Source organism: Streptomyces sp. NPDC048349, from assembly GCF_040651925.1.
Taxonomy (GTDB): Bacteria; Actinomycetota; Actinomycetes; order Streptomycetales; family Streptomycetaceae; genus Streptomyces.
This window is the reverse complement of sequence record NZ_JBEZLA010000001.1, coordinates 1-12735: the sequence shown is the minus strand read 5'-3', so window position 1 is coordinate 12735 and position 12735 is coordinate 1. Positions and strand designations below refer to the sequence as shown.

The 12735-nt window shown below is 71.9% G+C and carries 11 protein-coding genes and 4 tRNA genes; 10 read left to right on the top strand and 5 right to left on the bottom strand.

What is annotated here, in order from left to right:
- Positions 1-8 precede the first annotated feature (8 nt).
- From AB0D44_RS00075 to AB0D44_RS00065, 3 genes are all read left to right on the top strand, one after another.
- The gene (locus AB0D44_RS00075; RefSeq protein WP_362582084.1) at positions 9-368 is read left to right on the top strand and encodes a hypothetical protein; all 360 of its coding nucleotides are present in this window, start codon (positions 9-11) and stop codon (positions 366-368) included.
- A 74-nt stretch (positions 369-442) separates the two neighbouring features.
- Positions 443-1213, top strand: coding sequence for a thioredoxin domain-containing protein (locus tag AB0D44_RS00070; protein ID WP_362582081.1), 771 nt, complete (start codon positions 443-445; stop codon positions 1211-1213).
- Positions 1210-2061 carry a cytochrome c biogenesis CcdA family protein gene (locus tag AB0D44_RS00065; protein WP_362582078.1) on the top strand — a complete coding sequence of 284 codons (852 nt, stop codon included), beginning with the start codon at positions 1210-1212 and terminating at the stop codon, positions 2059-2061. Before AB0D44_RS00070 ends, AB0D44_RS00065 begins: the two co-directional genes overlap by 4 nt.
- Before the next feature lie 38 nt (positions 2062-2099).
- Here AB0D44_RS00065 and AB0D44_RS00060 read toward each other — a convergent pair.
- From AB0D44_RS00060 to AB0D44_RS00050, 3 genes are all read right to left on the bottom strand, one after another.
- Positions 2100-2176 (bottom strand) — tRNA-Phe (locus tag AB0D44_RS00060).
- Positions 2177-2198: 22 nt separating this feature from the next.
- Positions 2199-2272, bottom strand: a tRNA-Asp gene (locus AB0D44_RS00055).
- Between the two features lie 39 nt (positions 2273-2311).
- Positions 2312-2384 (bottom strand) — tRNA-Glu (locus AB0D44_RS00050).
- 126 nt (positions 2385-2510) lie between these two features.
- On the opposite strand from AB0D44_RS00050, the gene AB0D44_RS00045 reads away from it, so the two are divergent.
- The 7 genes from AB0D44_RS00045 (at position 2511) to AB0D44_RS00015 (ending at position 9649) form a co-directional block, all read left to right on the top strand.
- On the top strand, positions 2511-2861 hold the full coding sequence (locus tag AB0D44_RS00045) for a metallopeptidase family protein (protein WP_362582075.1): 351 nt from the start codon (positions 2511-2513) through the stop codon (positions 2859-2861).
- Entirely contained in the window at positions 2858-3376 is a 519-nt protein-coding gene (locus tag AB0D44_RS00040) for a CrcB family protein (protein ID WP_362582072.1), read from the top strand. Before AB0D44_RS00045 ends, AB0D44_RS00040 begins: the two co-directional genes overlap by 4 nt.
- A complete protein-coding gene (locus AB0D44_RS00035; RefSeq protein WP_362582069.1) occupies positions 3373-3747 on the top strand; it encodes a CrcB family protein in 375 nt (124 codons plus the stop codon). The genes AB0D44_RS00040 and AB0D44_RS00035 overlap by 4 nt, the downstream gene beginning before the upstream one ends.
- Positions 3748-3833: 86 nt before the next feature.
- On the top strand, positions 3834-4418 hold the full coding sequence (locus tag AB0D44_RS00030) for a hypothetical protein (RefSeq protein ID WP_362582066.1): 585 nt from the start codon (positions 3834-3836) through the stop codon (positions 4416-4418).
- 273 nt (positions 4419-4691) lie between these two features.
- On the top strand, positions 4692-7007 hold the full coding sequence (locus AB0D44_RS00025) for a DEAD/DEAH box helicase (protein WP_362582063.1): 2316 nt from the start codon (positions 4692-4694) through the stop codon (positions 7005-7007).
- A gap of 165 nt (positions 7008-7172) precedes the next feature.
- A complete protein-coding gene (locus tag AB0D44_RS00020; protein WP_362582060.1) occupies positions 7173-9500 on the top strand; it encodes a hypothetical protein in 2328 nt (775 codons plus the stop codon).
- Between the two features lie 76 nt (positions 9501-9576).
- Positions 9577-9649, top strand: a tRNA-Lys gene (locus tag AB0D44_RS00015).
- Between the two features lie 475 nt (positions 9650-10124).
- Here the strand turns inward: AB0D44_RS00015 and AB0D44_RS00010 are convergent.
- Entirely contained in the window at positions 10125-10562 is a 438-nt protein-coding gene (locus AB0D44_RS00010; RefSeq protein ID WP_362582057.1) for a hypothetical protein, read from the bottom strand.
- A 29-nt stretch (positions 10563-10591) separates the two neighbouring features.
- The gene (locus AB0D44_RS00005) at positions 10592-12130 is read right to left on the bottom strand and encodes a restriction endonuclease fold toxin-2 domain-containing protein (protein WP_362582055.1); all 1539 of its coding nucleotides are present in this window, start codon (positions 12128-12130) and stop codon (positions 10592-10594) included.
- Positions 12131-12735: the final 605 nt, after the last annotated feature.

The window sequence follows — 12735 nt, the reverse complement described above, 5'->3', positions numbered from 1 at the left end:
AGCCCACCTTGCCCCGCAGCAGCCGTGTGTGGTGCCTGCTGGGCGCCGTACTCGCCCTGATGGTGGGAGCTCTGCTGCCGGCCGCTGCTACGCAGCCGCCCGGACCCGCGGCCCCCGGCACCCACGCGGCTCATGCGGTCGCCCGCGAGGACGGCGGCCCGTCCTGCGCCCCCGGGCCCGGGGACCACGGCCGGCCGCCGGCCGTTCCGCCGCGCACCGGAGATCCGGCCCACGCACCCCTCCCGGCCGCCGGACGGCTCGGGGCGGACCCGGCCCGGAACGGCGCGGCCCTGCCGGTACGGGTCCTCGTACGCGCGCCCGACCAGCCGGCGCCCGGTCCCGTGGAGCTGTCCGTGATGCGGGTCTAGGCCGTAAGAGACGGCCTAGAAGGGCCGGTCACCCCACCGGTCCGTCCCACCACCCGCAGCCCTGGAGTACACGCATGCCCGATCCCAAGACCAGCAAGAAGCCCCCGCAGACCGGCAGGAAGCCCGGGCAGACCGGCAACAAGCCCCTGCACATCGCCGCCGGGGTCGCCCTCGCCGCACTCACCCTCGGGCTCGTCTCCTGGCAGGCCTCCACCGCCTCCACCGACGGCCCCTCCGGCGGAACCGGCGGATCCGGCGCCTCCGCCGCGGCCCGCCCCGACCCCGCGGCCGAGCTGAAGGCGCTCGCCCGCCGCGAGCCCGGTGACAAGCTCGCCGTCGGCCGCGCCGACGCCCCCGTCGTGCTGATCGAGTACTCCGACTTCAAGTGCGGCTACTGCGGCAAGTTCGCCCGGGACACCGAGCCCGCCCTGGTCAAGAAGTACGTCGAGGACGGCACCCTGCGCATCGAGTGGCGCAACTTCCCGATCTTCGGCGCCGACTCCGAGGCCGCCGCCAAGGCCGCCTGGGCCGCCGGGCAGCAGGACCGTTTCGCGGCCTTCCACGCCGCCGCGTACGCCGACGGGGCCAAGGAGAAGGGCTTCGGCGAGGCCCGCCTCGTGGAGCTGGCCGAGCAGGCCGGCGTCCCCGACCTGGAACGCTTCAGGAAGGACATGGCCGGGGAGCAGGCCGCCGCGGCCCTGAAGGAGGACCAGGACGAGGGCCATCGCATCGGCGTGACCTCGACCCCGTCGTTCCTGGTCAACGGGCAGCCCATCGCGGGAGCCCAGCCCCTCGACGCCTTCACCGCCGCCATCGCCAAGGCCCGGGCGGCGGCCCGCCCGTGACCGGCATCGGATACCTGGCCGCCCTGCTGGGCGGCCTCCTCGCGCTGCTCAGCCCGTGCAGCGCCCTGCTGCTGCCCGCGTTCTTCGCGTACTCGATCGACTCCACGTCCCGGCTGCTGGCCCGGACCGGGATCTTCTACGCGGGCCTCGCGACCACGCTCGTACCGCTGGGGGCGGCCGGCTCGTACGCCGGACGGTTCTTCCATGGCAACCGCGACGCGCTGGTCCTCGCCGGCGGCTGGCTGATCATCGCGCTCGGCCTGGCCCAGATCCTGGGCCTGGGCTTCGCCTCCCGGCGCGCCGGCGAGCTGTCGGGGCGGATCCGGCCGACGACCGCCCTGTCGGTGTACGCCCTCGGCGCGGTCTACGGGCTGGCCGGCTTCTGCGCGGGCCCGATCCTGGGCAGCGTGCTGACCGTCGCGGCGGTCAGCGGCAGCCCGGCCTACGGAGGCCTGCTGCTGGCCGTCTACGCGCTGGGGATGGCCGTGCCGCTGTTCCTGCTGGCCCTGCTGTGGGAGCGGTTCGACCTGGGCGGGCGGAGCTGGCTGCGCGGGCGTGCCTTCAGCGTGGGCCGCTTCGAGCTGCACACCACCTCGCTGCTGTCCGGGCTGTTCTTCATCGCCCTGGGGGCCGTGTTCCTCGTCTTCGACGGGGCGAGCGCCCTGCCGGGGCTGCTGGACGTGGACGACTCGTTCGCGGTGGAGCAGTGGGTCCGGTCGGTGGCCGGCGGGGTCCCGGACGGGGCGCTGCTCGCCGTCGTCGCGGCGGGGGCGGCGGGCATCGCGCTGGCGCAGTGGCGCCGCAGGGCCCGCACGGCGGAGACCGCCGAGACGGCGCGAGGGGAGTAACCACAGAAGGCCCCGTCCGATGGACGGGGCCTTCTTGATGGTGGCTGGGGCCGGGGTCGAACCGGCGACCTATCGCTTTTCAGGCGATCGCTCGTACCAACTGAGCTACCCAGCCACGAAACCGTTTCCGGCTTCAGCGATCCTGACGGGACTTGAACCCGCGACCTCCACCTTGACAGGGTGGCGAGCTAACCAACTGCTCCACAGGACCTTGCAGTGTGCGAGAACCAGTCTTGCACACGGTAATGCGTACCCCCAACGGGATTCGAACCCGTGCTACCGCCTTGAAAGGGCGGCGTCCTGGGCCACTAGACGATGAGGGCTAAAGGCCCGCCGGGCACTTTCCAGCGCGTCGGGGACGTGAGAAGCATATGGGATCCGGGGAGCTATCGCCAAAACGGTTTCCCGCGGCACGGGGGAGGAGCCCCCGCCCGGGGGACAATGGCCCGGTGCTGGAGATGACGCGCGAGGAGTTCGAAGAGCTCGTCGCAGAGGCCCTGGACCGGATCCCGCCGGAGCTGACGCGGCTGATGGACAACGTCGCGGTGTTCGTGGAGGACGAGCCCCCTGCCGAGGACCCCGAGCTGCTCGGCCTGTACGAGGGGACCCCGCTGACGGACCGCGGCGAGTGGTACGCCGGGGTGCTGCCGGACCGGATCACGATCTACCGGAACCCCACGTTGCGGATGTGCGAGGACCGGGAGAGCGTGGTCGCCGAGACGGAGGTCACCGTGGTGCACGAGATCGCCCACCACTTCGGGATCGACGACGAGCGGCTGCACGCGCTGGGCTACGGATGACCCGGCCCGTCCCCGGCCGCGAGGCGGTCGACCCGGACGTCGACCTGCACGTGCCGACGCAGGCGGCCGAGCCCCGGGGCCGGGTGCTCGCGGCGGTGGCGGCGGGCGGGGCGGTCGGGGCCTCGGCGCGGTACGGGATCTCCCTGCTGTGGCCGGCCGGCCCCGGGGACTTCCCGTGGGCGACCCTCGTGGTCAACGCCGTGGGCTGCGCCCTGATCGGCCTCCTGATGGCCCTGATCGGCGAGGGCGGCCGGACGGCGTGGCATCCGTTGCTCCGGCCCTTCGCGGGGACCGGGGTCCTCGGCGGCTTCACCACATTCTCGACGTACGCGCTGGACTTCTCGCGGCTGCTGGACGAGGGGGAGGCGGGCACCGCGCTGGCGTACGCCGGGCTCACCGTGGCGGCGGCGCTGGGCGCGGTGTGGGCGGCGGCCTCGGTGACGCGCCGCGCCGTGCGGGGACGGGGCCGGGGCCGGGGCCGGGGCCGGGGCCGGGGGCGGGCGGGGGCCCGGTGAACTGGCTGCTCGTGGTGGCGGGCGCGGTGGTGGGTGCGCCGCTGCGGTACCTGACGGACCGTGCGGTCCAGGCGCGGCACGATTCGCTCTTCCCCTGGGGCACGTTCGCGGTCAACGCCTCCGCCTGCCTGGCGCTGGGGCTGCTGACCGGGGCGCTGCCCGCCGGGGCCTCCTCGGGGCGGCTGGAGCTGCTGCTGGGGACCGGGCTGTGCGGGGCGCTGAGCACGTACTCGACGTTCTCGTACGAGACCCTGCGGCTGGCCGAGCTCGGCCGGAGCTTTCTTGCCGCGGCGAACGTGGCGGCATCGGTGCTGGTCGGGCTGGGAGCCGTACACCTGGGGTCGCAGGTGGCGCAGCAGCTGTTCGGCTGAGGGCGTGTCCCTTGCGGGTCGAAGGGAGTTGGGCTTCTTGACCCGCTCATGCGGACCGCTCACCCCTCAGGCTCGGAGGTGCCCTCGTGCGCCAGTTGTCCGCTTCCCTCCGACTGGCCGTCACCGCGCTCGCGGTCGCGGCGACGGCGGGCTGCATGAGTGTCGGCGAGGACTCGGCGAAACCCGGGCCCTCCTCCTCGTCCGACGGGCGCGGCGGGGCCGCGGCGGGCGGGGGCTCCACGGCCGGCCGGGGGTCGGGGGTGCACGGCAACGGCCACGGCGCCAAGGACGGTACGGGGACCCGGGACGGCAAGCCCAAGGAGGACGGCAAGGCGTCCGGCGCGACCGGGGGCTCGCCGAGCCCGGGGGCGCCGGGCGGCAAGCCGGGAGTGCCCTCGCCGTCGGCGGGACCGGGCGGCGCGGCCGGCGGCCAGGGGCCGCAGGAGCCCTCCGGAGGCGGCTCGGGCGGCTCGGGCGGATCCGGGGGCTCCGGGGGATCGGGCGGATCGGCGGGCTCGGGCGGATCGGGTGGTTCCGGCTCCGGCGGTTCGGGCGGCGGGCAGCAGTCGGCCAGCCCCACCCCGCCACCGGCCACGACGCCCCCTGTGACGGAACCCACTCCCACGCCACCGAGTCCACAGCCCGAGCCGAGCACCGCGGCCGAGTCCTAGCCGCACCGCCGTTCCGGGCGTTGCCATGCTGCGCACCACCCCCGGCTCAGGGCATCTCCGCAGGTCAGAGCCGATGCTGCCGGAGTAACTTGCCAGACCCGGGGGAGGGTGCGTATGGTTATAGATCGTTTGATCCCATTGCCCGGCGCCGAATCCGAAGAGCGCCGTGTGGCGCGTACTCTCCCTAGCCGTGGCTGACCGCATTGAGGCGGTCGATTTGCGATTCACGGAGTTTGGGCGCGTGCCGAGACTCCGGAAGGTTTCGCATTTCGCATGTCCATTTCCAGTTCTGACCGCGCCGTCATGCCCGAGAACGACTCGAACGAGATCGTCGACGCAGTAGAGACCCTTGTGGTCGACGAGACCATCGAGGCTCTTGAGGCCGACGTGACGACCGACCAGTCCATCGACTCCGTCGACGCCGAGGGCGACGACGAGTCCGACGCCGACGCCGAGCCCACGATCACCTTCGCGGACCTCGGTCTGCCCGAGGGCGTCGTGCGCAAGCTCGCGCAGAACGGTGTCACCACCCCCTTCCCGATCCAGGCCGCGACCATCCCGGACGCCCTGGCCGGCAAGGACATCCTCGGCCGTGGCCGCACCGGCTCCGGCAAGACCCTCTCCTTCGGTCTGCCGACCCTGGCCACGCTGGCCGGCGGCTTCACCGAGAAGAAGAAGCCCCGCGCGATCATCCTCACGCCGACCCGTGAGCTCGCGATGCAGGTCGCGGACGCCCTCCAGCCCTACGGCGACGTGCTCGGCCTGAAGATGAAGGTCGTCTGCGGCGGTACCTCGATGAGCAACCAGATCTACGCCCTCGAGCGCGGTGTCGACGTCCTCGTCGCCACCCCGGGCCGTCTGCGCGACATCATCAACCGCGGCGCCTGCTCCCTGGAGAACGTCCAGGTCGCGGTCCTCGACGAGGCCGACCAGATGGCCGACCTGGGCTTCCTGCCCGAGGTCACCGAGCTGCTCGACCAGATCCCCGGCGGCGGCCAGCGCATGCTCTTCTCCGCCACCATGGAGAACGAGATCGGCACCCTGGTCAAGCGCTACCTGTCCAACCCCGTCACGCACGAGGTCGACAGCGCGCAGGGCAACGTCACGACCATGACGCACCACGTCCTCGTCGTGAAGCCGAAGGACAAGGCGCCCGTCACGGCCGCCATCGCCGCCCGCAAGGGCCGCACCATCATCTTCGTCCGCACCCAGCTGGGCGCCGACCGCATCGCCGAGCAGCTCGTCGAGGCCGGCGTGAAGGCCGACGCGCTGCACGGCGGCATGACGCAGGGCGCCCGTACCCGCGTCCTCGCGGACTTCAAGGACGGCTACGTCAACGCGCTCGTCGCCACCGACGTCGCCGCCCGCGGCATCCACGTCGACGGCATCGACCTGGTGCTGAACGTGGACCCGGCCGGCGACCACAAGGACTACCTGCACCGCTCGGGCCGTACCGCCCGCGCCGGCAAGTCCGGTGTCGTCGTCTCCCTGGCCCTGCCTCACCAGCGCCGCCAGATCTTCCGCCTGATGGAGGACGCGGGCGTCGACGCCTCGCGCCACATCGTCCAGGGCGCCGGCGCCTTCGAGCCCGAGGTCGCCGAGATCACCGGTGCCCGTTCGCTGACCGAGGTCCAGGCCGACTCCGCGAACAACGCCGCCAAGCAGGCCGAGCGCGAGGTCGCCGAGCTCACGAAGCAGCTGGAGCGTCTGTCCCGCCGTGCCGTGGAACTGCGCGAGGAGGCCGACCGCCTGGTCGCCCGCTCCGCGCGCGAGCGCGGCGAGGACCCCGAGGCCGCCGTCGCCGAGGTGGCCGAGGCCGCCGAGGCCGAGGTCGCGGCTGCCGCCGCTGCCGCTGCCGCCGAACTGGCCGCGCAGGAGCGCCGCGAGGAGCAGCGCGCCCAGCGCGACGACCGCGGCAACTTCGAGCGCCGCGACAACCGCGGTGGCGACCGCGGCGGTGACCGTGGCGGCTTCCGCCGTGACGACCGCGGCGACCGCGGTGGCGACCGTGGCGGCTTCCGCCGTGACGACCGTGGCGACCGCGGCGACCGCGGTGGCCGTCCGTCGGGTGGCTTCAACCGTGACGACCGCGGTGGCGACCGTGGTGGCTTCCGCCGTGACGACCGTCCCTCCGGCGGCTTCCGCTCCGGTGGCGACCGTCCGTCCGGCGGCTTCCGCCGCGACGACCGTCCGTCGGGTGGCTTCAACCGCGATGACCGCGGTGGCGACCGTGGTGGCTTCCGCCGCGATGACCGTCCCTCGGGCGGCTTCCGCCGCGACGACCGTCCGTCGGGTGGCTTCAACCGTGACGACCGCGGTGGCGACCGTGGTGGCTTCCGCCGCGACGACCGTCCCTCCGGCGGCTTCAACCGCGACGACCGTCCCTCCGGCGGCTTCCGCTCCGGTGGCGGCGACCGCCCGTTCAACCGCGACCGTCGTGACGACCGTCCCTCCGGTGGCTTCCGCTCCGGCGGCGCCGGCGACCGCCCGTACGGCCGCCGCGACGACCACCGCCCGTCCGGCTCCGGCTCGACCGGTTCCTTCGGCGGCCGCCGTGACGACAAGCCGCGCTGGAAGCGCAACGGCTGATCGCAGCTGAGCCGAACCCCCTGACAGGGCCCCCACGACCGCTTGGAACCAAGCTGGTCGTGGGGGCCCTGTCGCGTGTTGCTACGATCCCCGGACTTGCGGTGGGGGGACACGGCAACGCGCACCGCGACCGCCCCCTGCGCACTTCCTGGGGGTGGGACTTCCTTGAGACGGTCACGCATGCTGGGCGCCGCCGCGCTCGCACTGGCCATCGGACTGGCCGGCCTGGGCGCCGTACCGGCCACGGCGGGGCCCGCGGCCGCCGACGACCTGACGATCGCGCCGCCGCCGCACCAGGATCCGGCGTACCAGGCCGTCTCCGGGGCCGGCACGGGGTTGATCACCTATCGGGACGGAAACTGGTTCTGGCGGAGCCTGAACGACGGGCGGGAAGCGACCCGCGCGGGCTGCAACACCGTGTACGGCACGGACGTGTGGGCGGCCGGTTCGGGCGACTCCGTCGCGTGCGAGAAGGCCGGTAGCGGCGGCGCGACAGGTCGGCTGGACCTGTACGACTTCGCCTCGGGCACGAGCGAGACGCTGGCTGCCCCTGCGGGGCGGGCCTGGGCGAAGGCCTTTTCCCCGTCCCAGGTGCTCGCCACGGAGGTGGACCAGGCCGGCTGGCTCACCCTGCACCTGATCGGCCGTGCGAGCGAGCCGCGCAAGGACGTGGTCGTCACCTCGCCCGAACGGTTCGGGAGCTACGGGTTCCGCGTGCACGCCTTCGACCCGAAGGGCGCGCTGGTCTCGTACCGCAACGGCAGGGGCGGCGAAACCGTGGCGCTGCTCGACTTCGCCACGGCGGCCCTGCGGCCGGTGCCGCTGGCGGACGGGGTGACGGAGACGACCCACACCACGTTCGGGCTCGGCTCGCGGTGGATCGCGATGGAGAACTCGGGCAAGGTGACGCTGCGTTCGCGCGCCGACGGCAAGGTGACCCACACGGTGGACCTGGCCACGTTCTCGAGGGTGTCCGTCCAGCCCGTGGGCGACTGGCTGATCGCAACGGTGCCGCAGGGACTGACCGCGCTGCCCGTCGCGGGCGGAGCGGCCCGCACGCTGCTGCCGCGGACCGGGAGCGACCCGATCCTGCCCGGGTCCGACGGCGCCGGCTACGTGGCCGGCGGGAGCGACTCCAGCCACTGGGGAGTGCACCGCATCGCGCCCGGAGCCGACGGCGCTCCGGTGGTCAAGGAAGTCCTCGACGTCCCGCCGAAGCCCGCGGACCGCGTGAGCCTCGCCTTCGCCCAGGGCCGGCTCGCCGTGGGGCAGCAGGACCCCGGGTCGAGCGTCCAGGGGTACACGGCCTCGGTGTCCGGCCCCCCGACCGTGTCCCAGACTCCCTCGTGGAAGTGCGACGCCACGGTGAACGGGGAGCTCTGCGGCCGTCAGGACGCCGCCGCCCTCCACAGCGTCGCGACGGGCGACGGCCGGTTCGTCTCGCTGTCGTCCGTGGACGCGGGGACCTGCTGGTCGTGCGCGATCGCGGTGGACGTGATGGACGCCGCAGCGGGTGGCACGGTGCGGCAGGTGAAACTGGCGAGCAGGACGCAGCTGCAGCCGGGCCACATCGTGGCCGCCTCGGGCCGCTACCTCCTCTTCGTGGCGTCCGAGAACTCCGCCTCCCGGCTCCTCGTGGCGGACATCGACGCCGGGAAGGTCCTGGACGTCAAGGCCTCCTCGCCGTCCGCCCTGTGGGGGTCCACGCTCTGGCAGCCCGAAGGCGACACGGGCGTGGTGGCCGGCACGGACCTGCGGACCGGGCAGATCGCCCAGCGGCTGGACCTCGGTTCGGGCTGCCGCCCGTACGAGCTCATGGCCAACGGGGGCTGGTTCTACTCCACCTGCTCCTTCTACGGGGACGGCGCCGCCGCCTTCCACGCGCCGTCCAAGAAGCGGATCCCGCTGCCCTTCACCCCCGAGCGCCACCACGTGCGGCTCGGCGACGGCTACGTCGTGCACCAGGGCGGCGTCGGCCTGGAGGTCTTCAACCTGCGCTCCGGCGCGCCCGTGCGGGAGCGCGAGATCGAAAAGTACGTCCTCGGCTACGGCCACGACTGGACCATCGACCCGTTCGGCGGCCGGCCGGCCTACACGGACGCGGGCGAGACCGTCCACCTGGTCGGCGTGACGGGTTCGACCTCGCCCCTCGCGGCGATCGACCAGGACGTCCCCGCCACTGCGGACTTCAAGCTCGCGAAGAGCTGGCCCTCGCGCTGGTGGCTGTCCAAGCCCGTGTCGTCCTGGAAGCTGACGGTGCGCAACAAGATGTCCGGCATCTCCACGGTCGTGCGCAGCGGCGGTGAGGCACGCGGCGTGATCGCGCCCGCGTGGGACGGAAAGTCCCCGACGGGGGCCTACCTGTTCCCCGGTGACTACGAATGGACGCTCACGGCCAGGCCCGCCGACGGCCAGGGCGCCGAGCTGCGGACCACCGGCTCGGTCAAGGTCACCGCGGTCCCGCTCCGCGGGGTCCTGCCCCCGCTCCGCTGACCCCGACAGGCCGGTCAGCCGATACCCGATCGGCTGACCGGCGCTGTCCGGCTATGCTCTGGGGTGAGCACGCCGAGGGCCATTAGCTCAATTGGCAGAGCAGCGGACTTTTAATCCGTTGGTTGTCGGTTCGAGTCCGACATGGCCTACCGCTCGCAGGGGAGGGATACCCCCTCTGACCTGGCACTGAGCGCCCCACCCGGTTTTTGGCCGGGTGGGGCGCTCAGCCGTTTTCAGGCCCGTGCGTGAGCGGACGGCCCGGGACGGGGTGCCATCCAGGGCTATTGCGCGGGTTCTTCTGGGACAGGAGACGCTTCCAGCGCCTCCTGGATGGCTGCTGCAGCGTCCGTGAGCCGGCGGCGGCGCCACTGCGGCATGCCGGGTTCTCGGCTGCTGTTGTGGTGCGGAACGAGGGTGGGCTGACCGCCTCCGCCGGCGGATGAAGTGGCGCCGCCACCATCCGCCACCTCGGGGTGCAGGTGGCTGAGTCCGCGGCCCCTCGGAGATCGTCCGGGAACCTCTCGGCGGCGAAGATCCATACGAGGACCGGAGTTGAAGCCGATCGTGAAGAGCTTGCCGGCGTGGCGGCTCGTACGCGGCGAGACGGCTGCATCGCCATTGCGCTCATTCCAGGCCGGTGGCTTCGAGGTGGGCAAGGAAGGCTGCGATAAGCCGGGGCCGTGTCACTTCGGGGACAGTGGCGTCAGGCAGATCCTCTTCCAGCCCCCAGGCGGTGTTGAACGTCATCGCCACACCTTCCGGGACGATGTGCTCCCGGAGCCAGCCTACGAAATTCGCGGCCGTCTGGGCGGTGGAGTCGAGGATGGAGATGCCTTCCGGCCGGACCCGTGCGTACCCTTCGAGCTCTTCACCGTCGAGGGTGATGCCGTAATGCATGGCCGAACCTCGGATCTGCCCGCCCTCCTGGATCCGGATGAACTCGTCCGGATCGCGCTCCAGGAGCCTGGCCTTCAGGCTGTCGTACGTCAGCCCCCAGGTCTGCCCCTCTATGGGGGTGAAGACGTACATGGTGCGCAGTTCGGCGAGCTGGGACGCGTCCACGGGTGTACTCCTTGGCGGTGCAGGGTGGGTCAGGGAACGTAGCGGGCGTAGCCCTTGACGCCGTACGCCGCCATCATCACGCGCCAGTAGGCGACGGAGTCGGGATTGTTGGTGACCGTTTCCACTCCGCGCATCTCGGTGTTGCGGGGGTCGTTCAGTGCGGCGGCGTACTTCTGCAGCTCGTTCCGGTCGGGGTCGAAGAGGAACTCCTTCTTGCCCGTCTGGTGATTGGCGCGGAGCTCTTCCAGTGAGCGGTAGCACTTCTTGCCCGGGTTGTTGACGTACTTGGCCTCGACGGCCATCCCGTCGCTGTCGCGGAAGCCGTCGACCATCAGGGTGGTGCCCTTGCCGGTGCCCGGGGCGATGGGGACTTCGTACTCGGGATAGCCGGCCACACGCAGTTGATAGGCGACCTCGGCGGGCCTGCCGCCCGAGACGTCGCCCGCACGCAGCGAGTTCAGCCAGGTCTGGAAGTTCTGTTGCTGCGGTGGCGTGAGGGGAGGGAACCGCGGGTTGGGCGGCGCCGGTGGCGCTATCGGCTGGACCCGCGGCCCGTTCGCGGGGCGGTACGCCACCGGGACCAGGAGCGGCGCACGGACCAGGGGCGCCAGGAAGGGCGGCAGCGATGGCAGGAAGCCGCCGCCGTCGGGCTGGGGCATGGGGACGCGAGCCTGGGAGCTGTCCATGGCGGGCGGGATCTTGCCCAGGCTCGCGATGCGCATGTCGCCGGAGACCAGCTCGTGCAGCCCGCCGTCGTGGCCGTCGCCGCCAAAGCGGGCGCGGTCCCAGGGGAGCAAGGTGTCACCCGTGATGGGGTTCGACTCTTCTGGGATGCGCTTCGATGCCGTTTCGACGTGGTCCGCGTACGCCTCACACGCTTTGGCGATCATGCGGCAGGCGGTGGGGAGATTCGCCATCAGGGTCTCTTCGCCACCCACTTCGCTGGGTGGCGGCGTCTTTCCCACGAACAGGTTGAAGAACTGCTCCACCGCGGTCGCCGTCTCGCCCTGTTGGTTGGCGGTCGCGGTTTTCCATGCTGTCCCGGAGTCCCAGTAGGCGTCTTCGAGGATCTTGGCGGCCGAGTTCCAGACAGCTGCTGTCTTGCGCAGCTTGTCGCGTTGCCCGTGGAAGCGTTTGTCGAGCAGGTACTGATCAGTCCAGCTCGTCTCGCCGACGACCTCGGGAAGGTCCTCGGCATTGTGACTGGCACGTGGGTTGCAGTCCGGGCCGGACGGCTGCGGACCGATACCGGGGGCAGCCGGGCTCTGATCGAGGAATGACGCAGCGATCTCACTGTTCTGCCGGACGAAGTCCTCGGCGGCCTTGAGAAGGGTGCCGGCTCCGTTCGCCATGACCTGGTGCGCGCGGCCCGCCGAGGCAAACACGGTCGCCACCGCCGGCTTGTACACAGCGGCGAAAGCCCGCCCGGCGCCGTCGTCTCCCGCCATCCCACCGTGCTGGCTCAGCTCGGTGAAGAGCAGGCCCACCATGTCGTAGATGAGGTCCCGGAGATCCACCATGGACCACGACGCGTTGACGAAGTTCTCTGTTCGGTGTTCCAGCTCCAAGGCTCCCCCTCCTATGCCTGGCCGCCCTGGAACCGTACATGTGTGCTCTGACCTGGCCCGCGGGCCAGGGACAGGTTTCCGCCAACCCAGCTCCGGGGCCGTCAGCCTTCCCGATCGCCGGTCCGGCAGACGGACCTGAAGATCACTGGCTTCCCGTCCCCTATGGCAGCAGCGTGAGAGAGTTGGCGTTGGCCCAGCAGAGGGGTGATCTTCGTTCGAGAAGCTGGGTGGATCACAGCTTCCATCACGGAGTCGATCATTTGCGCGCACTGCGCGGCGGCTGCCGCCTTCCGTGTCCCAGTGACAGGGCCCACAGCGACACCTGCCGTGAGCGATGCGTGAGCGGACGTACTGGAACGGCTGGATCGGGGGCGGATCAATCGGCAGGGTTCGGCCGCCTGACCAGGCATTTCCGGATGCTGGACCGAGCGGCAAGGCCCGGCATGAGCTTGCCGGGACTTTTAATCCGTTGGTTGTCGGTTCGAGTCCGACATGGCCTACCTGCTCAGGGCCCGCCGGGGACAACCCCTGGGGCCCGTACGACGAAGCGGGCGACCTTGACCGTCCGCGGCTGCCCGCCCTTCAGCGGCTCACCGGTGGTACGG

Bases quoted from the DNA above. Each gene is read 5' to 3' on its own strand.
- AB0D44_RS00070 (WP_362582081.1), top strand. From the start codon at position 443: ATGCCCGATCCCAAGACCAGCAAGAAGCCCCCGCAGACCGGCAGGAAG.
- AB0D44_RS00040 (WP_362582072.1), top strand. From the start codon at position 2,858: ATGACCCGGCCCGTCCCCGGCCGCGAGGCGGTCGACCCGGACGTCGAC.
- AB0D44_RS00025 (WP_362582063.1), top strand. From the start codon at position 4,692: ATGTCCATTTCCAGTTCTGACCGCGCCGTCATGCCCGAGAACGACTCG.